The organism is Acinetobacter sp. ANC 4218 (assembly GCF_002135245.1).
Classification (GTDB): Bacteria; Pseudomonadota; Gammaproteobacteria; order Pseudomonadales; family Moraxellaceae; genus Acinetobacter.
Window position 1 is genome coordinate 134,584 of the sequence record NZ_NEGD01000006.1, and the last position, 23,384, is coordinate 157,967.

21 protein-coding genes and 1 pseudogene are annotated in these 23,384 nt (G+C 40.9%); 12 read left to right on the top strand and 10 right to left on the bottom strand.

All coding sequences use genetic code 11. The features are described 5' to 3' along the window. The first annotated feature begins 5 nt into the window (after positions 1-5). The 5 genes from metF (at position 6) to B9T38_RS07665 (ending at position 8,363) form a co-directional block, all read left to right on the top strand. Positions 6-842, top strand: a complete 837-nt coding sequence (metF, locus tag B9T38_RS07645; RefSeq protein ID WP_086196229.1) for a methylenetetrahydrofolate reductase [NAD(P)H] — start codon at positions 6-8, stop codon at positions 840-842. Positions 843-871: 29 nt separating this feature from the next. Further along, positions 872-1,588, top strand: a complete 717-nt coding sequence (locus B9T38_RS07650; protein ID WP_086196230.1) for a 16S rRNA (uracil(1498)-N(3))-methyltransferase — start codon at positions 872-874, stop codon at positions 1,586-1,588. A gap of 171 nt (positions 1,589-1,759) precedes the next feature. Beyond that, entirely contained in the window at positions 1,760-4,621 is a 2,862-nt protein-coding gene (locus B9T38_RS07655; protein WP_086196231.1) for a bifunctional diguanylate cyclase/phosphodiesterase, read from the top strand. Positions 4,622-4,766: 145 nt separating this feature from the next. Further along, a complete protein-coding gene (locus tag B9T38_RS07660) occupies positions 4,767-7,046 on the top strand; it encodes an NADP-dependent malic enzyme (RefSeq protein ID WP_086196232.1) in 2,280 nt (759 codons plus the stop codon). An 81-nt stretch (positions 7,047-7,127) separates the two neighbouring features. Further along, complete coding sequence (locus B9T38_RS07665; RefSeq protein WP_086196233.1) at positions 7,128-8,363, top strand: multifunctional CCA addition/repair protein; 1,236 nt, start codon at positions 7,128-7,130, stop codon at positions 8,361-8,363. A 422-nt stretch (positions 8,364-8,785) separates the two neighbouring features. On the opposite strand, the gene epmA is transcribed toward B9T38_RS07665, so the two are convergent. The 4 genes from epmA to B9T38_RS07685 form a co-directional block, all read right to left on the bottom strand. Continuing rightward, positions 8,786-9,766 (bottom strand): EF-P lysine aminoacylase EpmA, encoded by a 981-nt coding sequence (gene epmA, locus B9T38_RS07670; RefSeq protein ID WP_086196234.1) that lies wholly within the window; start codon positions 9,764-9,766, stop codon positions 8,786-8,788. Next, complete coding sequence (locus B9T38_RS07675) at positions 9,763-10,830, bottom strand: 4-phosphoerythronate dehydrogenase (protein WP_086196235.1); 1,068 nt, start codon at positions 10,828-10,830, stop codon at positions 9,763-9,765. The genes epmA and B9T38_RS07675 overlap by 4 nt, the downstream gene beginning before the upstream one ends. A 212-nt stretch (positions 10,831-11,042) precedes the next feature. Next, complete coding sequence (locus B9T38_RS07680; protein ID WP_086196236.1) at positions 11,043-11,609, bottom strand: CoA transferase; 567 nt, start codon at positions 11,607-11,609, stop codon at positions 11,043-11,045. 142 nt (positions 11,610-11,751) lie between these two features. Next, positions 11,752-12,609 (bottom strand): SDR family oxidoreductase, encoded by an 858-nt coding sequence (locus tag B9T38_RS07685; protein ID WP_213033055.1) that lies wholly within the window; start codon positions 12,607-12,609, stop codon positions 11,752-11,754. Positions 12,610-12,735: 126 nt separating this feature from the next. Here B9T38_RS07685 and B9T38_RS07690 point away from each other — a divergent pair, with 126 nt between their 5' ends. After that, positions 12,736-13,095: a winged helix-turn-helix transcriptional regulator gene (locus B9T38_RS07690; RefSeq protein WP_086196238.1), complete on the top strand. Its 360-nt coding sequence runs from the start codon at positions 12,736-12,738 to the stop codon at positions 13,093-13,095. 107 nt (positions 13,096-13,202) lie between these two features. Next, the gene (locus B9T38_RS07695; RefSeq protein ID WP_086196239.1) at positions 13,203-13,643 is read left to right on the top strand and encodes a winged helix-turn-helix transcriptional regulator; all 441 of its coding nucleotides are present in this window, start codon (positions 13,203-13,205) and stop codon (positions 13,641-13,643) included. A gap of 62 nt (positions 13,644-13,705) precedes the next feature. Here the strand turns inward: B9T38_RS07695 and B9T38_RS07700 are convergent, their stop codons facing one another. The 4 genes from B9T38_RS07700 to B9T38_RS07715 are packed head-to-tail and all read right to left on the bottom strand — an operon-like array spanning position 13,706 to position 17,313. After that, on the bottom strand, positions 13,706-14,956 hold the full coding sequence (locus tag B9T38_RS07700) for an NADH:flavin oxidoreductase/NADH oxidase family protein (protein WP_086196240.1): 1,251 nt from the start codon (positions 14,954-14,956) through the stop codon (positions 13,706-13,708). A gap of 18 nt (positions 14,957-14,974) precedes the next feature. Then, complete coding sequence (locus B9T38_RS07705) at positions 14,975-15,352, bottom strand: helicase (RefSeq protein WP_086196241.1); 378 nt, start codon at positions 15,350-15,352, stop codon at positions 14,975-14,977. 46 nt (positions 15,353-15,398) lie between these two features. Continuing rightward, the gene (locus B9T38_RS07710; protein WP_086196242.1) at positions 15,399-16,262 is read right to left on the bottom strand and encodes an alpha/beta fold hydrolase; all 864 of its coding nucleotides are present in this window, start codon (positions 16,260-16,262) and stop codon (positions 15,399-15,401) included. A gap of 37 nt (positions 16,263-16,299) precedes the next feature. After that, complete coding sequence (locus tag B9T38_RS07715) at positions 16,300-17,313, bottom strand: alpha/beta fold hydrolase (protein WP_086196243.1); 1,014 nt, start codon at positions 17,311-17,313, stop codon at positions 16,300-16,302. Between the two features lie 235 nt (positions 17,314-17,548). On the opposite strand from B9T38_RS07715, the gene B9T38_RS07720 reads away from it, so the two are divergent. The 5 genes from B9T38_RS07720 to B9T38_RS07740 are packed head-to-tail and all read left to right on the top strand — an operon-like array spanning position 17,549 to position 22,166. Then, positions 17,549-18,352: an oxidoreductase gene (locus tag B9T38_RS07720; RefSeq protein ID WP_086196244.1), complete on the top strand. Its 804-nt coding sequence runs from the start codon at positions 17,549-17,551 to the stop codon at positions 18,350-18,352. Between the two features lie 52 nt (positions 18,353-18,404). Beyond that, on the top strand, positions 18,405-19,403 hold the full coding sequence (locus tag B9T38_RS07725; RefSeq protein ID WP_086196245.1) for an NADP-dependent oxidoreductase: 999 nt from the start codon (positions 18,405-18,407) through the stop codon (positions 19,401-19,403). A gap of 14 nt (positions 19,404-19,417) precedes the next feature. Next, positions 19,418-20,425, top strand: coding sequence for an aldo/keto reductase (locus B9T38_RS07730; protein ID WP_086196246.1), 1,008 nt, complete (start codon positions 19,418-19,420; stop codon positions 20,423-20,425). Positions 20,426-20,484: 59 nt separating this feature from the next. Further along, positions 20,485-21,024 (top strand): PaaI family thioesterase, encoded by a 540-nt coding sequence (locus B9T38_RS07735; protein ID WP_086196247.1) that lies wholly within the window; start codon positions 20,485-20,487, stop codon positions 21,022-21,024. Between the two features lie 59 nt (positions 21,025-21,083). Further along, positions 21,084-22,166, top strand: a complete 1,083-nt coding sequence (locus tag B9T38_RS07740) for an alkene reductase (protein ID WP_086196248.1) — start codon at positions 21,084-21,086, stop codon at positions 22,164-22,166. Positions 22,167-22,408: 242 nt separating this feature from the next. Here the strand turns inward: B9T38_RS07740 and B9T38_RS17195 are convergent. Together B9T38_RS17195 and B9T38_RS07745 are read right to left on the bottom strand one after the other, a co-directional pair. Continuing rightward, positions 22,409-22,540: pseudogene (locus tag B9T38_RS17195) on the bottom strand (recombination directionality factor); the annotation flags it as partial. A 26-nt stretch (positions 22,541-22,566) separates the two neighbouring features. Then, a complete protein-coding gene (locus B9T38_RS07745; RefSeq protein WP_086196249.1) occupies positions 22,567-23,373 on the bottom strand; it encodes an oxidoreductase in 807 nt (268 codons plus the stop codon). Positions 23,374-23,384 lie beyond the last annotated feature (11 nt).

Consider the following 23,384-nt stretch of genomic DNA (forward strand, 5'->3'; position numbering starts at 1 on the left):
GAAAAATGACCAAACGTGTTCCAATTTCTTTTGAGTTTTTCCCGACTAAAACTGATGCCGGGGCGGAAAAACTTCGTGTTGTTCATAAAGAATTACAACTGTTAAATCCTGAGTTCTTTTCAGTAACTTATGGTGCCGGTGGTTCCACTCGTGAACGTACACTTGCTGCAATCAATGACTTTAATGGCAAAGGCACACCTGTTGCCCCTCACCTGTCTTGTATCGGTGATGACAAAGCGCGTATTGCAGAGTTGCTGGATTTGTATAAATCACAAGGTATCGACCGTATTGTTGCACTGCGTGGTGACTTGCCTTCAGGTCAGGTTGGCCTGGGTGAATTGCCTTATGCACAGGACTTAGTTCGTTTTATCCGCGAACATTCAGGCGATCACTTCCAGATTGAGGTTGCTGCTTACCCGGAAATGCACCCACAGGCAGAAAACTTTGATAAAGACATTCAACACTTTGTCGAAAAAGCCAATGCCGGTGCCAATGCCGCTCTAACCCAGTTCTTCTTCAATCCGGATGCCTACTTCTACTTTGTAGACCGTATTCAAAAACAAGGCGTGGACATTCCGGTGGCTCCGGGCATCATGCCAATTACCAATGCCAGTAATCTGATTCGCTTCGCAGATGGTACCGGTGCAGAAATCCCGCGCTGGATTCGTAAGCAATTGGCGACTTATGGCGATGACACGGCAAGTATCAAAGCCTTTGGTCATGAAGTTGTGGTGAAATTGTGTGAACGTCTGCTTGCAGGCGGTGCACCGAGCTTGCATTTCTACACTATGAACACGACAGATCCAACACGTCAACTCGTGACTGATCTTGGTCTAGCTTAATTTATATCTGATTTGTGAGTAATACTTAAATGCCACGTTTTTATATTGAAGCTGACTTAGCAGTGGATATGAATGCTGAATTAACTGAAACGGTTTTTCATCACTGGGTCAAAGTATTACGTGCACAAGTCGGTGAAAAAGCCACCTTGTTCAATGGACGGGGTGGTGAATATGAAGTTACGCTTATTGAAGTCGCAAAAAAATCAGCCCGTGTTTCTGTCGATTCCTTCAATCCTGATGACCGTACTCCAGCTTTTAGTACCTTGCTTGGACAGGTAATGAGTAAAGGGGATCGCATGGATTATGCCATTCAAAAAGCCACTGAACTTGGCGTATCCAAAATCCAGTTGCTGACTTCTGAACGCTGTGAAATGCGCCTTAAATATGATCGTGACCAAAAGAAAATAGATCACTGGCAAGGCATTGCCATCGCTGCTTGTGAGCAATGCGGCATGAACAAAGTTCCCGAAGTGTTAGCACCTGTATCTTTACAAGACTGGTTAGAGACAGAACTCCCGACCACAAAACTGGTGCTCGCTCCGAATAAAGATCAAGTGAATGTGCTGGAAAATGCGACACAAGACATTGCGCTATTAATTGGACCTGAAGGTGGTCTAAGTGAAGCGGAAATACAATTATCCAACCAAGCAGGCTTTATAAACTGGTGTATCGGCAATCGTGTATTACGAACAGAAACGGCGCCGATTGTTGCTTTATCTATTTTAAATTATAACTTAACTGTATAGTTCATCAAAATTTGGATGAATAACTTGTGATGTGATTGATTTTTTTCAACAACATTATTACTCTTGAATTAAAGATACAAATGTATATTTAAAATACAGTTTATTTTTTTAACTCAATCAATATTTAGAAAGTAAATTTATTGCAAAATAATAATTAAGGTTTTTGCCTGTATGTCAGATCTTCAAGACGAGTATATTAAACAGCATGTGAGTGCTGCACAAATTAGCAATACAATTCGACTTAGCCGCTTCTTTATAGTCAGTATTGTGATTGTATCGGCATATGTTTATGGCATTTACCAATTTTATTTTATAAAACCTTCTTTTTATTTCAATTTTTGGTTTATAGGCACTGAACTCTTGTGTTGCCTGTGTTTACTGATTAGCAGTGTTTATTTTAAACCCGACCAATTTGCCTTGCCTCATGCGCATCGTTGGCTACAAATTCAAAGTTTAGTGATTGGTAGTTGTATTGCCTTAGGTATGGGCCTGGTTTACTACTATTTACCTCAATACAACCCTGCCTTTAGTCATGTTCATGCCTTAATTTTGTCAGCATTATTACTGATTGTGAGTCAGGCATTTGCCCTAACCTTTTTAACCCAGCGCTTAACTTATTTCTGTCTGGCGTTTATACCTGCTATTTTTCCTTATCTGGCTTCACAATTTATCAGCACAGAAACATCAGATCCTTTATTCTATCTCACCATTAATTTTGCACTGATTGTCATTTTATTATGCGCCAATATCACATCGCGTATTCATCAGCGTATTTCTGTACTGTACTCAAAAAACAATCGTTTAGTTAAAAATGCCAAACAACAGGTTTTATGGACCGATGAATTATGCAAACAATTACAAGCTGAAATTAATAAATCAAAAGATATAGAGCTGCAATTACAATTAAACAATCAGCTGCTGGAGCAAAAAGTTAAAGAACGAACTGTTGATATTGCCAAAATGAATGCCGATCTGGAAAATCAGCAACAAAATCTGGTTTTGGCGCATGAAATTGCCGGACTTCGCCCCTGGGACTGGAATATCAAAGATCGTGAAATTCTGGTGACGGACGCAAAACAGCAAAAAACCCTGAAGCCCTCTAAACTGCATCATCATCAACTGCAAAACATCATTCATCTGGATGATATTGAGCAGTTCAAGCATGCAATGAAACAACATTTACGTGGTCAGTCACCACTTTATGAAGCCAGCTATCGAATTCAGAACAGCAATGGCAAGTGGAAATGGGTCCATGATATTGGTCGGGTCATTGCTCGTGATCCGGTCAATAAAAAGCCCCTGCGCATGGTGGGTATCCGTCGTGACATTCATCAGGAACGTACCGATCAGGAACGCTTAAAATTAGCTGCCAGTGTACTTCAGCAAGCAACTGAAGGCATTTTTATTCTCGATGATCAGCTATGCTACATTGACGTCAATCCATTTTATGAACAACTCACCGGTTTTACTCACCGACATATTATTGGCAAAAATTTATTTGATATTACGGAAAATTATCAGTCACAACAAAGAAACAGCCACTACTCGATTCTTCAGCAGCTGGGAAAAATCGGTGAGTTTGATGGTGAACTGCAGGAAACATTCCTTTCAGGTGAAGAAGCAACCATCTGGATGCGCATTAATGCCATTAGCGATGAGCAGAACCGTGTTACTCACTATATCGGTATTGTCTCCGATTTAACTGAACGTAAACTGCAAGAACAACGGTTGTCTTATTTAGAAAATTACGATCCTTTAACCGATTTGCCGAACCGTTTTTATTACAACTACCAGTTACACCAATATTTAATTAGTCAAAAAGATTCCATTAAACAGCTGGCCGTTATTCGTTTAAATATCGATCGTTTCAGGCCTTTAAATGAATTTTTAAGTAATAGTGGTGGTGACGAACTGTTACGCCAAGTTGCACAAAGACTGCGACTGACCAATACCGAAGCATTATTTGTAGCGCATCTGAATGGCGATGATTTTGCAATTGTCTATGAGATTTCACCTACTCACCCGTCGATTCAACATCATTGTGAACGTATAAGTAAAGCTTTTTCCTTACCCTTTAACATTTTCGATCAGGACCATATTATCACCCTGTCCATGGGCGTTGCATTCTATCCGGAAAATGGACGTCAGCTGGATTATCTGAATAATTGCGCTGAGCAGGCCTTGACTGAAGCAAAAAACCTAGGCGGCAATGCCTGTCGTTTCTACTCCAATAAAAGTAGCGCTTTACTTGAACAAGGCATTTATCTGGAACGCGATTTGCGCCATGCCATCAATAATAACGAGCTAATTGTTTACTATCAGCCGAAAATAAATTTCAGTGATCAGAATATTTACGGTTTTGAAGCACTGGTGCGCTGGAATCATCCAAGCAAGGGCATTATTCCACCCAACCTGTTTATTCCCTTGGCAGAACAAACCAGCCTGATCTCGGATATTGGCCGGATTGTGATTCAACAAACAGCCAAACAGATCCGCTACTGGAACAATATCGGGTTTGACAATATTTGTATATCCGTCAATGTGGTGGCCCAGCAATTACAACGCGGACAATTGCTGGAAGATCTGGATCATGCCATCCAGACCTATAACATTTGTGGTTCCAGCCTGGAACTTGAAATTACCGAATCATCGTTACTGGAAAATTCAGTCACGGTGAAAAACCTGTTGAATGAAATTAAAAAACGGAAAATTCATATCTCGCTAGATGATTTTGGCACAGGCTACTCGTCCCTGTCTTATCTTGCCGATTTCCCGATTGATATACTTAAAATAGATCGCAGTTTTATATCCAAAATCGGAAAAAATAAGCAGGAAGCGATTGTCAGTGCTATGATCGCCATGGGCAAAGCCATGGGAATGATGGTGGTTGCAGAAGGTATTGAAACCAAGCAACAGCTACAGTACCTGCAAGATCTGGAATGCGATATTGCTCAAGGTTTCTTTTTTTCCAAGCCGCTTCCTGAAAAAGAAGCCACCACATACCTGGAACAACATCGACTTATACCTTCTTGATATAAGTCAACCTTTCACCCCCCAACTTTGCCTGAAAAAGACACATACGCGACTGTGATAAGGTCGCAACAAATGTTATATTCGATGCAACCAAGCAGAAAACCAGCAGCTTTGCTGAATTACTCCAGTAACAAACGAGATACAGATGGAAGATCAATCTTTAAAACAACAGGCATTGTATTATCACGAATTCCCAACACCAGGAAAAATCAGCGTCACGCCTAGCAAGCAACTGGTCAATCAACGTGACTTAGCGCTTGCCTACTCACCAGGTGTTGCTGCACCATGTCTTGAGATTGAACGTGACCCTTCAACTGCTGCCCTTTATACTGCACGCGGTAACCTTGTAGCAGTGGTGAGTAATGGTACTGCAGTACTGGGTTTAGGAAATATCGGTCCTTTGGCATCTAAACCGGTAATGGAAGGTAAAGGCGTACTGTTCAAAAAATTTGCCGGTGTCGATGTATTCGATATTGAAATTGATGAAAACGACCCTGACAAAATTGTCGACATCGTGGCCGCGCTAGAACCTACTTTTGGTGGGATTAACCTTGAAGATATCAAGGCACCAGAATGTTTCTATATCGAGCAAAAACTTCGTGAACGCATGAACATTCCAGTGTTCCACGATGACCAGCATGGTACCTCTATTATTGTGGGTGCAGCTCTTCTGAATGCATTGCAATTTAACGGCAAAAAAATTGAAGAAATCAAGATTGTTGCTTCAGGCGCAGGTGCAGCAGCACTGTCTTGCTTAAATCTTCTTTGTGCCCTGGGTGCTAAGAAAGAGAATATCATCGTTGCCGATTCACGTGGTCTATTAACCACTCAGCGTGAAGGTCTGGATGAATCTAAAAAAGCATACGTGCAAGACATCACCGCTACTCAGCTCGGTGAAGTACTTGAAGGTGCTGATATGTTCCTGGGTCTGTCAGCTGCCGGTATTCTCACCAAAGAAATGGTGAAAACCATGGCTGCAAATCCGATTATCTTTGCCTTGGCAAACCCGGATCCAGAAATTCTGCCTGAACATGCACATGAAGTTCGTGATGACGTGATCATGGCAACTGGTCGTTCAGACTATCCAAACCAGGTAAATAATGCACTGTGCTTCCCATATATCTTCCGTGGCGCGCTTGACGTTGGCGCAACCACCATCAATGAAGAAATGAAGATTGCCTGTGTACATGCCATTGCGCGCATGGCACATGTTGAAGCAGACGCAGCATCGTATGGTGAAAAATCAGCATCATTTGGCCGTGATTACTTAATCCCTCGCCCACTCGATCAACGCTTGATTCTTGAAATTGCCCCGGCAATTGCACAGGCAGCGATGGACTCAGGCGTAGCCACTCGCCCGATTCAGGACTTCTCTGCTTACCGTCAACGTCTGTCTGAGTTTGTTTACAACTCTGCATTCATGATGAAACCAATTTTCGCCCAGGCGAAAACTGATCCTAAGCGTATTGCCTATGCTGAAGGTGAAGACCTGCGTGTACTTCGTGCAGTACAAATTGCAGTCGATGAAGGTCTGGCTAAACCAATCCTTGTCGGTCGCCCTGCAGTGATTGAAGCAAATATCAAGAAATTAGGTCTACGTCTTGAAGATGGTGTGAACATCACCATCATCGATCAAGAAAAGAACCCACATTACGAAATGTTTGCTGATGACTACTACAGCATCATGCAACGTAAAGGTGTGACACCTGAGTATGCGCAACGTGAAGCACGTCGCCGTTCTACCTTAATTGCATCTATGCTGGTGAAACACGGTCTTGCAGACGGTATGCTGTGTGGTACCTACTCAAGTTACGACATTCATCTGGACTTCGTAAGCAACATCATTGGTAAGAAAGAAGGTCATAACACATTCTTTACGCTCAATGCATTAATGCTTGAAGACCGTAACCTGTTCATCGCGGATACATACATTAACCGTAACCCGACAGCTGAACAGCTTGCTGAAATGACCATTTTGGCTGCTGAAGAAGTACGTCGTTTTGGTGTAACACCACGTATCGCACTTCTTTCTCACTCAAGCTTCGGTAGCGACCAAGATGACTTAAGCGCGCAAAAAATGCGTAAAGTGTATGACATCTTGTCTGAAACTGCGCCTGAACTGGAAGTTGAAGGTGAAATGCACGGTGATGCGGCACTTGACGAAAACATCCGTCACTTTGCTTTCCCGAACTCACGTTTCAAAGGTTCTGCAAACTTGCTGATTATGCCAAACCTGGATGCAGCCAACATTTCGTTTAACCTATTGAAATCGACTTCAGGGAATAACGTTACCATTGGTCCTATCCTGTTAGGTGTATCTAAACCTGTCCACATCCTGACACCAACTACGACTACACGTCGCTTGGTGAACATGACTGCATTAACTGTTGCTGAAATTCAGGAAAATGAAAAATTAGCCCTTTGATTTAGTCAGCTAGATCACATTTTGTGACTTGAGAAAACCTCTATTCTGTAGCATGATTGCTTGAAGAATAGAGGTTTTTTCATGCAAGTTTATTTAGTAGGCGGTGCGGTTCGAGATCACTTGCTCGGACACCCCTATCACGAGAAAGATTATGTTGTGGTCGGTGCAACACCGGAACAACTTCTTGCTCAGGGCTATCAGCCTGTGGGTAAGGATTTCCCTGTTTTTTTACATCCAGAAACAAAAGAAGAATATGCACTGGCACGCACTGAACGTAAATCAGGTCGTGGCTATCATGGCTTTGAATTTTATACCGATCCGAGCGTTAGTCTTGAAGATGATCTGATTCGTCGTGACCTGACCATCAATGCCATGGCCATGGACAATGAAGGCAATATTTATGATCCTTATGCGGGTCAGCAGGACTTGGAACAACGCATTTTACGCCATGTATCCGATGCCTTTGTCGAAGATCCACTCCGTGTTCTGCGCATTGCGCGCTTTGCTGCACGTTATAAAAGTTTAGGCTTTAGCGTGGCAGAAGAAACCCTCACCTTAATGAAACAATTGGTGGAATCAGGTGAACTCAATGCGCTAATTCAGGAACGTGTCTGGAAAGAAACTTCCCGTGCGCTGATGGAAGATCATGCCGATGAATATTTTACCGTTTTACGTACCTGTGGTGCGTTAAAAGTCCTGTTCCCGGAGCTGGATGCTTTATATGGTATTCCACAGCGCCCTGAATATCATCCGGAAATTGACAGTGGCATTCATACCATGATGTCATTACAACAGGCTTGTAAAGCCGACTATTCTTTAGATGTCCGCTTCGCAGTGCTGGTTCACGACTTGGGCAAGGCCTTGACACCAGCAGATGAATTACCGCGCCATATCATGCACGAAGAACGCGGGGTCAAACCGGTGACTGAACTCTGTGACCGTCTGAAAGTCCCAACCAATACCAAACAGCTGGCCATTGCAGTCTGTAAAGAACATTTAAAATGCCATCAGGCTTTAAGCCTGAAACCAGGTACTTTATGGCGTTTACTGCAACGTCTGGATGTGTTACGTCGCCCTGAACGAGTGGAGGCGTTTATACAGGCTTGTGAATGCGACTCCCGTGGCCGTTTAGGTCTGGAAGATCGTGACTATCCTCAGGCCACTTATATACTTAAGGCAATGGAAGTGGTCCGCAATATTAAAGCGCAAGACTTACCTGCCGATGTGAAAGGTCAAGAAATTGGTGAGATGTTGATTGAGCGTCGCATTCAAGCCATTGCAGAACTGAAAGCTCGGCAAGTTGCAGTAGTGGTGTAAGTATAAAAAAGCATCTAAGGATATTGTTGTCCCATAATTTGATTAAAGACTATTTTTTGAGAAAATAGTTAATTCAAATCATCTTATTTAAGTTAGAAGCTTTCACTGCCGCAAATTTTCAATAAAATCAAAAGGCATTTGTATAGGCGATGTCTTACTTTTGAGAGGCCAAAAGTAAGCAAAAGCCTTTGTTACCCATACATAACCTCCTTGTTATGATGGGTAACGTGTGGCATCTCTGCCACACTCGCATATCCACAGCTTACTTAAATCAAACTATCCTTCACTAACAAACCTGATGGCGCATTTTTGCATCCATATCAATCCCCATAATTCCATCTTTGCACACAAATGAATCCCCCTTTCATAAAGGGAGTCAGGAGGAATTTTGGCTGATCAACAAATATGAGCAATAGCTGAAATCAGGAAATATTCGCTGGAAAAGCAATCACTTTTTCAAGCTTCATTTGCTCTGTAGCGACCATTAACAAACGGTCAATGCCTAAAGCAATACCGGAACACTCTGTCATGTGCGGTAATGCAGTAAGCAGATATTCATCAATCGGCATGACATGTAAGCCCAGTTTTGCACGTTCGGCATTATCTGCTTCAAAGCGGGAACGCAGTACATCGGCATCAATCAATTCATCATAAGCATTGGCCAATTCCAGACCTTCGATATACAGCTCGAAGCGGGCAGCTACCAGTTCCCCATCCTCATCGATTCGGGTTTTGGCCAAGGATGCCAGTTCAGCGGGGAAATCGGTTAAAAATACTGGCGTATCAAAACCCAGACTCGGTTCGACAAAATGCGAAAAAAGCAAATCGATATAACCCAGGCGGTCATCACCCAAATCCAGATTGAGTCCAACCCGGTTACAACAGTCTTTCAGATCTTTTAAGCTTGCTTGTAATGGATTGATATTCAGACGATCCATAAAGGCATGCTTATAACTTAAAATGGTGGGACGAACTTCACCAAAACGCTGTTTTAAAGTCACATTGAGCAAATCGGTTACTTCAAACATCAAATCTTTCAGGCTGAATCCGGGACGGTACCATTCCAGCATAGTGAACTCACTATTATGTTTACGTCCATGCTCATCATCACGAAAAACTTTACAGATTTGATAGATCGGACCACTACCACTGGCCAGCAGCCGCTTCATGGCAAATTCGGGCGAGGTTTGCAAATAGTGGGTGTGTAATTTGCCTTGTAAATGACGCTGTGCCTGTATAGAGGCCAGATGTACATCGGTCACTCCGGCCTGCGATAAGACTGGTGTTTCAACTTCCAGTACATTCCGTTCAGCAAAGAACTGACGGATTTGCGCATACATTTTGGCACGTGCCTGCATAGCCTTTAAATCACAAGTCGGCTGATAAGCAATAGATTGACTCATGCCTTCGGCCCTCCATGTGCTGCCCATTCACGGCGTAACGGATAAGTTTTACGCAAATAATCAAAGGCTTTTTGCTCAATCTTGCCATCTTTCAGGCAGGCCCTTAAGTTTGCATCATCACGGGCAATATCATAGATTTGAGTCAAATATTGTTTTAGCACCGCCTTTAAATCACCATCTTTAAAGTATGGTTCACAGACAGGTAATTGCGTTTCAAATTGCTTTTCAGCTGGATAATGAAAGGTGTTGCAGAATGCATCGTAGATCATTTGTGTACCACGTGCCTTTCCTTCCAAGCTATACCCGGCAATATGCGGTGTGACCAAACGAATTAAATTTAACAGCTGTTCTGAAATTTCAGGTTCGTGCTCAAATACATCGAGAACTACTGCACGCTGGGTCTGTTGAATATCGACAATTAAAGCCGATTCTTCAACCACCGGTCCTCGTGCCGAATTAATTAAAATCGCTGTAGGCTTCATCTGTGCTAAAGCTTCAGCATTGATGAGATGGTAAGTTGGATGATTGCCTGTTTTGGTTAAAGGCACATGGGTGGAAATCGCATCGGCTGTTTTTAATAGGGTATTTAAATCTACTTGCTCAATCTGTTCACGCTGTACGAAGGGATCATGACCAATCACCTTCCAGCCCAGAAGTTTAGCCATAACAGCCAGACGTGAACCGACATTGCCCAGACCGATAATGCCCAAAGTAAAGCTGTCATTGGCATCGATTAGTTCAGGTTTTAAATGCAGTAAAGCAGTAATCACATATTCCGCAACGGCCTGCGCATTACAGCCTGCGGCATTCGACCAGGCAATATTGCATTGTTCTAAAGCAGCTATATCCAGATGATCGGTGCCAATGGTCGCACTGCCGACAAATTTTAATTTTGTGTCCTGAACCAGCTCGGCATTGACTTGGGTCACAGAACGCACCAGTAACGCTTCTGCATCTTTCACATTCGCATGGGTTAAGGTTCGTCCTGCAGCCTGCTGAATTTCTCCAAAATCGGCAAAGAAATATTCAGTAAATGCCAGATTTTCATCTGCGACAATTTTCATAATGCAATCCAATGATCTTATGCTGATTATGATAACGCTTAGCACTGCATCTGACCAAGCACCTTGTAGGTATCGCTTTCTTGTATTAGATAATTTCACAAACACCATGATGCATAAAATGGATGTCATCTTTCCTGGCAGAAAAAAGGACCGAATGCTTTAACATTCCGGTCCAACAGAAGCAAAACCAATATGCATCACAAGAATGCTGCTTAAGCTACCTCTCCATCAATAATGCCTTGCAATTTTAAGGCATGCAGCTCATCTGCCGTTTTAAGACGTGACAGAATATGTTGAGTATGTTCACCCAACTGCGGTGGTGCATTGCGATATTCTACCGGTGTATCTGAAAGTTTGATTGGCGAAGCAATCACTTTGAAATTTTCATTCAAGGCACGTGGTCCATCCTGACCAAAACCAGTAATCGAGCAATACACCACATTGGGATTCAGTGCACTTAAACTTGCATAATCAAGTCCATATTTTGCCAGTGAGCCCGCTTTATAGTTTTCAATGACTACATCAGCGGTTTTGGCAATTTCCCTAATAATTTCTTGACCTTGAGCCGAGGCAATATCAACAGAAACTGAATATTTATTGCGATTAGCACACTGAAAATAGCCAGATTCACGTGTGGCATTGCCCTGCTGGTCTGGCATCCATGATGGTCCCCACATGCGGGTATCATCTCCTACCTGTGGACGTTCAATTTTGATGACTTCAGCACCTAAGTCTGCAAGAATTTGCCCACACCAAGGACGAAATGTTTGAATAAGAATATAGTTTAATTTGAATAGCGTTGTTTAAACTGCATTGCACTATATTCCAAATACGTATCCAAAGAATCCCATTTAATCCAATGTTTAAAGACCTAAATCATAAAAATTTAAGCCTTTTTTAGATAAGAATTATAGCGCCAAATTAAGATAAAAATTCTTTAATAGTTTCTTGCATACTTGTAGTAGCACGACCAATTAGCTGATGTAGGTCTTTGCTATCACTATATAAAGCGTCTTTAGATACGCCTTCATCTGAGTTCGCTAATATACTCGCAAAACCTTTTGGTATACCCACTTGTATCAAGAGCGCTTTATATTCCTCTTCCGATAAATCTTGGTAAGTTACGTCTTTTTTACTGATTTCACTTGTCCATTTTGCTACATCATTAAGGCTATAACTTGTATCACCAGCAAGTTCATAAACTTTATTTTCATGCCCTTCTTGAGTTAATACTATAGCAGCAGCTGTTGCATAATCTAAACGTGAAGCAGAAGCAATTTTGCCGTGATGAGTTGCCCCGAAAATTTTGCCCTGCTCAACTGCTTGTGCAAGTCCCATTGCATAGTTTTCGCTGTACCAGCTATTACGTAGTAGTGTATGTGGAATATTCGCTGCTTTTAAATATTGTTCAGTCTCAACATGCTCTTGTGCCAATAAAAGCGGTGATGTATCTGCTTTTAATAAACTCGTATAAGCAATAAATTTTACGTTTGCAAGTTTTGCTGCATTAATAACATTCTGGTGTTGTACTGTCCGTTGACCAATTTCACTCGATGAAATTAATAAAAGCCGATCGACACCTGCCAATTGAGCTGAAAGTTTATCTGCATCATGTCCATAATCAAAAGCACGGACTTCGATCCCTTTTGAACTTAGTTCTGATGCTTTTTCTGGATTACGCACTAATGCCACAATATTTTTTGCCTCAGTTCGTTCGAATAATTGAGAAATAATAAGTTGGCCGAGCTGACCTGATGCACCAGTAACTGCAATACGCATGATGAACTCCATCTGATGTAGTTGATATAATTTAATCATCCTAGTACCATACCTAACTAAAAGTAAGTACTTACCTAAAGGTAAGTTTAAAACAAATGTAAAATTTTGTAATTAAGGTGTTATGCGATGAAAGGATACGTTTTTTCAGCAGATTGTCCGTCTCGAAAAATTTTGTTAACACTGACTAGTCGTTGGAGCGTCTTGATTTTAGTTGCGCTTAGAAACCAACGTCTGCGTTTTAATGAATTAAAAAAAATAATTGATGGCATTAGTGAAAAGATGTTGGCTCAAACCTTAAAAACGCTTGAGCAAGATGGTTTTATCTTACGTCAGGATTATGCAGAAATACCGCCTCGTGTAGATTATCAATTAACAGAGTTTGGACGAGAGGCTGCTGAACGACTCTTTGATTTAACTACTTGGCTTGAAAATAATTTATCTAAATTATTAGAAAATCAGCCTAGTACAGACATAGTTCGGAACTGACTTGGGAAACAAAAGCATTCTCCTATGTTAAGCATTCAAACTGGCTTAGCTTAGCACCTTATGTTAGTATTATTTTAGTAGTTACTATTGGATTTATTAATTCGGATATGAGTAAAAATAGCAATCTTGAAGTCTGCCCAATCGCTAGAAGTCTTTCTGTTCTAGGCGACGCGTGGAGTATGTTGATTTTACGTGATGCTCATGCGGGTTTTACACGTTTTGATCAGTTCCGTAAAAGTTTAGGTATTGCACCAACCATGCTAACTAAACGTTTGTCTGTTTTAGTAGAGGAAGGCTTACTCGAAAAGAGACAATATTCTGAACATCCGCCGCGTGAAGAGTATCTATTAACTCAAGCAGGTCAAGATTTTCTACCAGTTCTGTTTGTGATTGGAGCATGGGGCAGAAAATATAAACCCTTTGAACAACCCGAAAAAATGGTGACTTTTCTGGATGCAGAACAAGGCACTGAAATTAAGCCGATTGTGATTGATCAAATCACTGGTGCCGAAATTGGTACTCGCCCTATTCGCCAAAAAACCGAATAAGATTTTAAATAAAAAGCACTCAATTAGAGTGCTTTTTATTGGGCTAATGTAAGGTAAATCGGTTATTTTGCCCGTGCCCGTTGGGTTGCATACGTTCCCCAACCACTACGTAAAATCGATTTAATAAATGCCCATAAACCACTTTCATGAGGTTTTGGTTCTTTAGCTTTACCCATACGTTTTAATTGTTGGGTGTACCAAAGTACTTCCATAATACCTAGACTATCGACCTTCTTAATGCCTGTTTTGATTGGATGCACCGACTGAAGACCATTTTTACCTGCCAGCAAATATTTAGGTACATCAGGTTCAATTGCCATAATTCTTGCAATCCCAATAACATCACACGCTTGAGACTGCAAAGCTTGATTCATGCCTTCTACGGTCCGAAAACCACCTGTAACCATGAGTGGTGTTTTTACGAGTTTTCTTACTTTTTCTGCGAAATCAATAAAGAAAGCTTCACGGGCAATAGTCGAAGCTTTTTGTGGCGCTTTGGCTACGCCAGATTCATAGGTGCCGCCTGATATTTCAATGAGGTCGATCCCTGCATCTGCTAAAGCCTGAATTGTTTCTAAGGAGTCCTGTTCGGTAAAGCCGCCTTTTTGAAAGTCTGCCGAGTTTAGCTTAATCGCAATCGGAAACTCTTGACCGACTTGTTTGCGGATTTCTGCATATACTTCCATTAAAAAACGACGACGTTTTTCAGGTGTACCGCCCCATTCATCATTTCTTAAATTATGTAAAGGAGATAAAAACTGATTAATCAGATAACCATGTGCAGCATGAATCTCAACGCCACTAAATCCAGCCTTTTTACAGATCGCTGCGCTACGACCAAAACGCTGAATAATATCAATAATCTCTGTATGTTTGGCTTCATCAGGCGTCGCAAATAAAGATTGCATTTCTGGCCTAAATGGCACTGCCGATGCAGAAATAGTACGGACATTTAATCCTTTGGTTGATTGTTTTCCCGGATGATTTAACTGTGCCCACAATTGAGAACCTTGATCAGTCACGGATTTTGCCCATTTTTGCAAAATCGCAAAATCACGCTCATCCTCGACTACCACATTACCAGCCTCACCTAAGGCACGTCGATCAATCATAATGTTGCCACTGATGATCATCCCAATTCCTGATGCAGCCCAGCGCTGATATAAACGCACATGTTTTTCGTTTGGGTTATTTGAATAGCTAGCCAAGGTTTCACTGGTTGCAGCCTTCGCTAGTCGGTTTGGAATGCTAAAGCCATTTGGCAACGTTAAAGGCTGATTCAAGAGATTGGTTTCTAATTGCAGTTGGGTCATGGTCTTCTCTCACACAGTTCAAGATGGTTTTGAATGGGGTTGAATAAAGTCCACTAAACTTTGAAACCACATCACATCCACAAAATTTCCGCTAATGACAAGGTCTTGTGTTTTAAGTGCAGTTAAAAAAGTGTTTACACTGTCTTTCGCTGACAACACGACAAACCCTTTGCTACCCGTTTTAAACGTAAAGGTAAAACTTGGTGACTTGGTTAGCCCTGAGTAAGAGTTAATCTTGCCATTTTTCACTTCGAAATAGCGGCCTTCACCACTCGCAGTTTGAATCTGAAAGATGACATTTTTATCTTTCACGTAAGCAGCACATTTCGGATTCTTTTTTACCGCACGCTGCATGAGCTTGGTGAGCACCCATAGCAGTAATTTAAATTTCATCATTTTTGCTTTCTTGATTCATCAAATTGACTAGCTCGAACTAATGCATTTATTCATTTAAAAACTGGATTACATGTTTTACAAAGCGTTCAGGGTATTGAAATTGGGCGCCATGTCCTGCGTCTGGATAGATAAATAGCTGCGCGTTTGGGATGTTAAGTGCCATGTGATAGGCGTTGATGGTCGGAATCATCACATCATCAACACCATTTAAAATGAAAGTAGGTTGTTTAATCTCACGTAAATGCGCAAATGGGTCTTGTTCATCAAGCTTAGCTAAAAAATGCATATTGGCTTCGATCTGTGCCTGCATGACTTCAACTGAGCTTACCTGATCTTGATTTTTACGCTCATGTCGACGTTGCCAAAATTCACGACCCGCTTGAATAGCAGCTTCAGATCGGCCAAAAAATAAAAACAGAAAGTCTTCTTCAGATGGCACAGCAGTTGTGGCATGTTTCAATACCAAAGCAGCCACGTCTGGATCATCACCTCTAGGTTTTCCACCCCGAGGGCCTGTTCCTAAAAGCATCAATTTTCTGACTAATTCAGGGTGGCGACGCACTAAATCCTGTGCTTGAAAACCACCTAAAGAGAAGCCTAATAAATCAACTTGTTTTAAGCCCAATGCACGAATGACTGCGGCTGCATCATCTGCCATGTCTTCAATACGAGTACGAGGCTGACCTGTAGATGAAGCAATGCCTCGACCATTAAACAAAATGACTTCACGCCCTTGTGCCAAACCATTGGTAATGATTGGGTCCCAGTTGTCTAAACCGCCTCGAAAGTGCTGAAGAAAAAATAGCGGTGGTTGCCCTGTGTTTGAGTTACCCCATCGACGATAGGCAAATTTTGCTCCATCAACTTCTATAAATTGTGTTTCAACAGTTTGATGATTCATTGTGGTCATCGTCGTTCGCCTATTTTTATAAATGATTAAGTTGAATTTATTTCGCCAAGAAAGCTAAAGATTGCGTTACAAAATCTTCATGGAACTGAAAAATTCCGCCATGGCCAGCATCGGGGTAAATAACAACAGAGCTATTTGGCAAACGTTTTGCCAAATCATAGGTGTTCACGGTTGGGACCATTCGGTCATGATCACCATTAGCAACTAACACAGGTTGTTGAATCACAGAAAGGTCGGAAGGTTTCTTACTGCCCCATTTTTTGAGTGCTTTAAGCTGAGCACGATAGGCAGAAATGGTGATTTCTTTATCGCGGTTTTCGGTACGTTCGTTAATACGTTGAATAAACTGTTTTGCAGCAGCTTTACCATTTTCAGTACGTGTGAAGAAAAGATAAACTTTAGGATCTTGACCAGTAGCCATTCCACGGACTAAATCCCAATTTGAAATGCGTCCTACGGTACTAATGCCTGTACCTCCCGCAGGGCCAATTCCCGACAAAATCATTTTTCGAACTAAATTTGGCTGCTTCAAAGCAATCTCTTGTGAAATCATGCCGCCCATCGAGAAGCCAAATAAATCAACTTGCTTAAAGCCTTTTGCTTGAATGAAAGCAATCGCATCGTCTGCCATTTGCTCAATTGACTGGGCTGGTTTACCTGTAGAAGCACCGACCCCACGATTATCAAACACCACCACATGATGTTTAGCCGCAATTCCATCAATAATTCGTGGGTCCCAATTATCTAGAACAGCCGCCAAGTGATTTAAGAAAATGACAGGCGTTCCACCGTTCTGTTGACCATATTCTCGGTAAGCGAAGTTAACGTCACCTGCACGAATAAATTGAGTCGGTACATTCTTCCAATTCGTATCTTGTTGAGCGTTTTGCCCTGCTTGCAAATTGCTAACAGCACTTGATAACACTTTATGTGCCTGAATTGATGGTTCACTAAAAGAAACCAATGGCACAACCTCTGCCTGAGTTAAGGGGGCACTAAAAATAGATATCGCCGTCAAACTCATAGCAACTGTATTTAATAAAAACTTCATTTCTCTAATCCTCAAATTTAATTCATTGATCTAATTCATCTGTTTTTTATGAGTGATCTTTTAAAGGGAGAAAAGATAAAAAACAGAGTTAGTATCGATTTAATACTAACTATACACAGGCAAAAATATATTGTCACTATCTTTTTAGTAGTAACTATTTTATTTTTAGATTATGATGAAAAAATCAAGCCGGAATCGATTGGTTCAGGCGACAAAATTTAAGTAAGGAACATGTATGACCAGCAGGGTAGTTCTCATTACAGGCGCATCATCGGGTATTGGGTTAGCAACCGCAGACCTTTTACATGAGGCAGGATTTATTGTTTATGGCACAAGCCGAAAAGCAAAAAACTCATCAAACTATAAATTTCATCTGATTGAGTTAGATGTAAATCAAGACGACTCGGTCACTCACGCCATTGAAAAAGTGATTGCCAATGAGGGCCGAATTGATGTCTTAATTAATAATGCTGGGTTTGCAATATCACCCGCTGGTGCTGAAGAAAGTTCAATGCAACAAGCACAGGCTATTTTTGATACTAACTTTTTCGGTGCCGTTCGAATGACTCGCGCAGTTATTCCACACATGCGTCAGAAAAACTCAGGACTTATTTTAAATATCAGTTCGATTCTTGGACTTATGCCTATGCCTTTTGGCGCTCTTTATGCTGCATCTAAACATGCACTTGAAGGTTATTCTGAATCTTTAGACCACGAGTTAAGATCACAAGGCATTCGTGTATCTCTGATTGAACCTGCTTATACCAATACTTCTTTAGGATTAAACTTACTTGAAGCAGACAATAAAGTTTCTTTTTACGATGAAGCACGTGAAAAGCTACACAAACAAATGATTCATTCAATTAATAAGTCAGATGACCCAAGTGTGGTTGCCCATACCATTTTAAATGTCATTGAAAGTCAACATGTTTTACCACGCTATACAGCAGGTAAAACTGCAAAAAACTTAAAAGCCCTTCGACGCTTTGCTCCTGTAAAAGTCTTTGACAAGTTAATTCAGCGAAGCATGAAGGTGTAGTACAGAACCAAAATCTAAAACATTAAAAAGTTCAAAATAATAGAGGTTCCAAATGAAAGCAGCTTATATAACCCGCTACGGCAATATTAATGATGTACAAATTGATGAACAACCGAAACCATCTCTAACCGAAAATGCGGTTCTTGTTAAAGTGCATGCAGCCAGTATTAACCCACTCGACTTAAGAGTTTTAGAAGGTGAATTTAAAGCAATTCTGCCCGTCCCATTTCCTTTCATCTTAGGCAATGACTTTGCAGGTACTGTCGTAGAGGTAGGCTCGAAGGTGTCGCAATTTAAAGTCGGAGATGAAGTCTATGCCAAGACAGATCTAAACGGTGCTTTTGCAGAATATACAGTCGTTCAACAGTCATCACTAGCGCTTAAGCCACAAAATATTTCGATGGAACAGGCAGCAGCCCTACCTTTAGTTGGATTAACTTCATGGCAAGCATTAGTTGAAATCGCAAAAGTTAAAGCAGGTCAAAAAGTATTAATTCATGCTGGTTCAGGCGGTGTCGGGTCAATTGCGATTCAGCTTGCCAAGTCTCTTGGTGCTACGGTTACAACCACGACAAGTGAGAAAAATATTCCTTGGGTCAAAGCATTAGGTGCAGATACGATCATTGACTATAAAACAATGGACTTTGAGCAAGAACTTAAAGACTACGATGTAGTTCTAGATACTCAAGGCGGAAAAACCTTAGAAAAATCACTAAACATTCTTAAACGCGGTGGACGTCTTATTAGTATTTCAGGACCACCAGATAAAAATTTTGCTGAAGCCATCAAAGCGAACTGGTTTCTAAAATGTGTTATTCCGCTTTTAAGTTGGTCAATCCGGCATAAAGCAAAAAAACGCGATATTTCCTATTCATTTCTGTTTATGCAGCCGAATGGTCAACAGTTATCTGAAATTTCAAAATTAGTCGAGTCTGGGAAAATAAACCCAGTGGTCGATAAGACTTATACATTTAGCGAGATTAAAGATGCTTTCCACTATGTAAATACTGGACGGGCAAAAGGAAAAATCGTTTTAAAAATTTCTGAATAAAAGTGGAGATAAATATGAATTATCAATTATTTGGTCAAACAGGTTTAAATGTTTCACAAATTGCTTTAGGGACTGGTAACTTTGGCACAGGTTGGGGGTATGGTTCCTCACCAGAAGACGCCAAATTAGTATTGGATGCATATCTGGATGTAGGCGGCAATTTTATAGACACAGCAGATGTTTATCAATTTGGACAATCTGAGCAAATTCTAGGTGACTTATTACAAGGTATTCGCCACGAGGTTGTCTTAGCCACTAAATTTTCGGATGGTGCTTCGCTTGATACCAACCAACTACATAAAGGAAATAGCCGAAAAGCAATGCTTTATTCAGTTGAGCAAAGTCTACGCAGATTGAAAACGGATTATATTGATCTTTACTGGGTACATCATCCTGATAATGTTACACCGAGCGAAGAAATTCTAAGAGGGCTAGAGGATTTGGCTCGTACCGGAAAGATTCTCTATGCAGGTTTATCAAATTTTCCAGCATGGCGACTATCTCGTGCAGCAACTATTGCAGAACTTAAAAATACAGTGCCTATTGCAGCGGCACAATTCCAACATAGTTTGGTCTGTCGTGAGCCTGAAGCCGATTTAATTCCAGCTTCTCAAGCATTAGGATTAGGGATGGTGACATGGTCTCCTTTAGGTGGAGGAATGCTCACAGGTAAATATCGTCAGGGTGAAAAAGGCCGTGAAGAAGGTTTTGGCGGCAAGGTTTTTCAGCAAGAAAACTCGATTCAACGTACAGCAATTTTAGATGCAGTGCTTTCAATTGCTGCTGAATTAAATGTATCTGCTGATCAGGTGGCAATTGCTTGGGCAGGTACACATGGAACCATTCCTATTATCGGACCAAAATCTTTACAGCAAGCAGAAAGTAATTTACATGCAATCGATGTTGTATTGTCACCTGATCAAATCCAACTACTCGATTCAGTCAGTCAAATTACAACTTCAGATCAAAAGCGATTACCTATATTAAATATTGATGTAAAGCATAAAGCCATTATTGCTTAAATTTTAGTAACTATAATTAGACATTCTCAATTCTTAGTATTCAAACTGGACTTATAGTTATGGAAGTAAATGACGTTCTCAAAGAATGGGAAGAAACTGAACAGAAAATTCTTAAGCATCTAGGCCCACCAGATTCTGTGCACTTATCAGAGTTAACTCAACGCTCAGGATTAGAAGTTTTTGAGGCTATTTTTTCTGGTGAGCTTCCCTCACCTCCAATTGGAGAAACGCTCGACTATATTCCTGTGCATATGGAATATGGGATTGCAGTCTTTCAAGGCCGGCCACAACGCAAACATTACAATCCATTAGGTAGTGTGCATGGGGGCTGGTTTTGTACTTTACTTGATTCAGCTGTTGCTTGCGCTATTCATACTACACTCCCTGCTGGGAAAGCTTATACCACGCTTGAACTCAAAGTGAATATGGTACGTGCACTAACAGATGCGACCCCTCTTGTACGGGCAGAGGGAAAAATCGTCCATGTCGGACGCCAAACAGCGACTGCTGAAGGACGAATAATAGGCCCTGATGGAAAATTATATGCACATGCGACAACGACATGCCTTATTTTCGATGCTCCTGAAAAAACGTCATAACAAATTTTAAAAACGCAGATTTTTTGATTCAACATCATTATTAAATTTAGAGGTGTAACATGACAGATAAAACTCTTTTTAGTTCCTATCAATTAGGCAACATTGAACTCAACAATCGTATTGTAATGGCTCCACTCACACGCAACCGCGCAGGGAAAGGACTTGTGCCAAGTGAGTTTGCTGCTGATTATTATGCTCAGCGTGCTAGCGCAGGTCTTATTATTACAGAAGCAACCCAAGTTTCTCCACAAGCTCAAGGATATCAAGATACACCTGGGCTATACACGACTGAACAAATTGATGCTTGGCGAAAAGTAACAAATGCCGTACATGCAAAGGGTGGAAAAATCTTTGTTCAATTATGGCATGTTGGACGAATTTCTCATGTTGATTTGCAACCTAATGGAGCAAGTCCTGTCGCCCCTTCAGCGATTCGGGCAGACACAAAGACTTTTGTAAATAATACATTTACTGAAGTATCTGAACCCAGAGCATTAGAATTATATGAAATTCCCGCCATTATTTCAGATTTCCGCCAAGCGGCAGCAAATGCCATTACTGCTGGATTTGATGGAGTTGAGATTCATGCTGCGAATGGATATTTACTAGAACAATTTATAAAAGATGGTGCCAACCAACGTACTGATATATATGGTGGATCTATCGAAAATCGAGCACGATTATTACTTGAAGTGGCTGAAGCTATAGTCAGTGAAATTGGTGCTCATCGAACAGGTGTCCGTATATCTCCTGTATCTCCTGCTAACGGTATAAGTTGTAGTGATCCTCAACCTCAGTACAATTACATTACTGAACAACTCAATCAACTCGGTATCGTCTATTTGCATGTCGTTGAAGGTGCTACAGGCGGACCACGTAACATAGCACCTTTCGATTACCCTGCTATACGCAACCGTTTTGAGCAGACCTATTTAGCCAATAATGGTTATGATTTAGAACTTGCGAATGCTCACCTTGAATCTGACGAAGCTGACCTATTTGCTTTTGGAAAATTATTTATTAGTAATCCAGACTTAGTTGAACGTTTAAAACACGGCCTTCCATTGGCTGAATTAAATCCGGCAACATTGTACGGTGGAGGGGCTGAAGGTTATACCGACTATCCCAATTATAGCGATTAAAATACATACTGACTAATTGAAAAAGGCGTCTCTAGATAGTCATTTGTTATTAATAAATTGTAGTAAGAATTTTCCTGCATTTGTATAAATAATTGATATGATCTTTGGAAAAAAATAAAGGAGGTAAATTACCTCCTTTTGCTAATTCAAAGCTTGAACCGACTGTTGCTGAATATCCTCAATAAAAACATTATATTGTTTAAATTAATCGATTTTCAGGCTCTAACTGACTTAGAATTTAAATAAAAATCATCGACTGTATCCAATTCCTGCTCAGAGTTTAGCTCAAACCTCTGATAGCCATAACCCTGTAAGGCCACTTGATCTAAAGCAGATTGGTTAAAACCACACAGTTTACTCTTCTGATAGATCTGATTTATTGAAATAAATAAATTAAAATTTAATTCAAACCAAAAGTCTTTCTAATACTTTTATCAACTGGGCCACTCGGCATGAATCGACGCAATTTACTCAATAAAGACGCTTGTCCAGATGGTGTACGGCGCATTTGCCAATCATTGAGTGCCGCTGTAACAATTGTCTCAGTAACACTATCGGGCTGAGGTGCTTGATCAATCTGTTTTAAGATGGCATGAGTAGCTAAGTTGCGCTCATTGTCATATTCAGGAATTTTTGAACTTGCTACGGGTGCATTCTTATCTAAATTGGTTTTAGTAAATGAAGGCTGAACAATTGATACGCGAATTCCAAATTGGCGAAGCTCGTGATCTAAAGACTCAGACAACCCTTCAACCGCATGTTTAGTAGCCGAATATAACCCCATATAGGGTGAAGGTAAGAAACCCAATACTGAACTAACATTTATAATTCTTCCAAAATGCTGTATTCGCATATAAGGCAATACCGCTTGTGTGGTACGCAGAATGCTAAACACATTGGTGTTAAATAAAAATTCTGCTTCTTTTATCGAGGTCTCCTCTACTGCACCAATTAAGCTTGCTCCAGCATTATTTATTAAAATATCAATATGCCCAGCTTGATCAATAATAGAATGAATCCCGAGCTGGACAGAATCTTCATCTGACACATCCATCTCAACAAGTTCAACGCCTTCTATAGGTTGAGCTTTAACCTTATTTCTGACTGTACCGAAAACTTTATGGCCGAGTTTAGCAAATTTTTCTGCTGTAACTTGCCCAATGCCAGATGAAACACCTGTAATTACAACCACTTTTGAGTTTGACATATGAACTCCAA

Excerpts from the sequence above, each read along its gene's own strand:
- metF (WP_086196229.1), top strand. The coding sequence starts at position 6 with ATGACCAAACGTGTTCCAATTTCTTTTGAGTTTTTCCCGACTAAAACT.
- B9T38_RS07705 (WP_086196241.1), bottom strand. The coding sequence starts at position 15,352 with ATGATGAAATTTAAATTACTGCTATGGGTGCTCACCAAGCTCATGCAG.
- B9T38_RS07715 (WP_086196243.1), bottom strand. The coding sequence starts at position 17,313 with ATGAAGTTTTTATTAAATACAGTTGCTATGAGTTTGACGGCGATATCT.
- B9T38_RS07690 (WP_086196238.1), top strand. The coding sequence starts at position 12,736 with ATGAAAGGATACGTTTTTTCAGCAGATTGTCCGTCTCGAAAAATTTTG.
- epmA (WP_086196234.1), bottom strand. The coding sequence starts at position 9,766 with ATGAGTCAATCTATTGCTTATCAGCCGACTTGTGATTTAAAGGCTATG.
- B9T38_RS07725 (WP_086196245.1), top strand. The coding sequence starts at position 18,405 with ATGAAAGCAGCTTATATAACCCGCTACGGCAATATTAATGATGTACAA.
- B9T38_RS07685 (WP_213033055.1), bottom strand. The coding sequence starts at position 12,609 with ATGCGTATTGCAGTTACTGGTGCATCAGGTCAGCTCGGCCAACTTATT.
- B9T38_RS07700 (WP_086196240.1), bottom strand. The coding sequence starts at position 14,956 with ATGACCCAACTGCAATTAGAAACCAATCTCTTGAATCAGCCTTTAACG.
- B9T38_RS07675 (WP_086196235.1), bottom strand. The coding sequence starts at position 10,830 with ATGAAAATTGTCGCAGATGAAAATCTGGCATTTACTGAATATTTCTTT.
- B9T38_RS07730 (WP_086196246.1), top strand. The coding sequence starts at position 19,418 with ATGAATTATCAATTATTTGGTCAAACAGGTTTAAATGTTTCACAAATT.
- B9T38_RS07745 (WP_086196249.1), bottom strand. The coding sequence starts at position 23,373 with ATGTCAAACTCAAAAGTGGTTGTAATTACAGGTGTTTCATCTGGCATT.
- B9T38_RS07720 (WP_086196244.1), top strand. The coding sequence starts at position 17,549 with ATGACCAGCAGGGTAGTTCTCATTACAGGCGCATCATCGGGTATTGGG.
- B9T38_RS07695 (WP_086196239.1), top strand. The coding sequence starts at position 13,203 with ATGAGTAAAAATAGCAATCTTGAAGTCTGCCCAATCGCTAGAAGTCTT.
- B9T38_RS07650 (WP_086196230.1), top strand. The coding sequence starts at position 872 with ATGCCACGTTTTTATATTGAAGCTGACTTAGCAGTGGATATGAATGCT.
- B9T38_RS07710 (WP_086196242.1), bottom strand. The coding sequence starts at position 16,262 with ATGACCACAATGAATCATCAAACTGTTGAAACACAATTTATAGAAGTT.
- B9T38_RS07740 (WP_086196248.1), top strand. The coding sequence starts at position 21,084 with ATGACAGATAAAACTCTTTTTAGTTCCTATCAATTAGGCAACATTGAA.
- B9T38_RS07665 (WP_086196233.1), top strand. The coding sequence starts at position 7,128 with ATGCAAGTTTATTTAGTAGGCGGTGCGGTTCGAGATCACTTGCTCGGA.
- B9T38_RS07655 (WP_086196231.1), top strand. The coding sequence starts at position 1,760 with ATGTCAGATCTTCAAGACGAGTATATTAAACAGCATGTGAGTGCTGCA.
- B9T38_RS07660 (WP_086196232.1), top strand. The coding sequence starts at position 4,767 with ATGGAAGATCAATCTTTAAAACAACAGGCATTGTATTATCACGAATTC.
- B9T38_RS07735 (WP_086196247.1), top strand. The coding sequence starts at position 20,485 with ATGGAAGTAAATGACGTTCTCAAAGAATGGGAAGAAACTGAACAGAAA.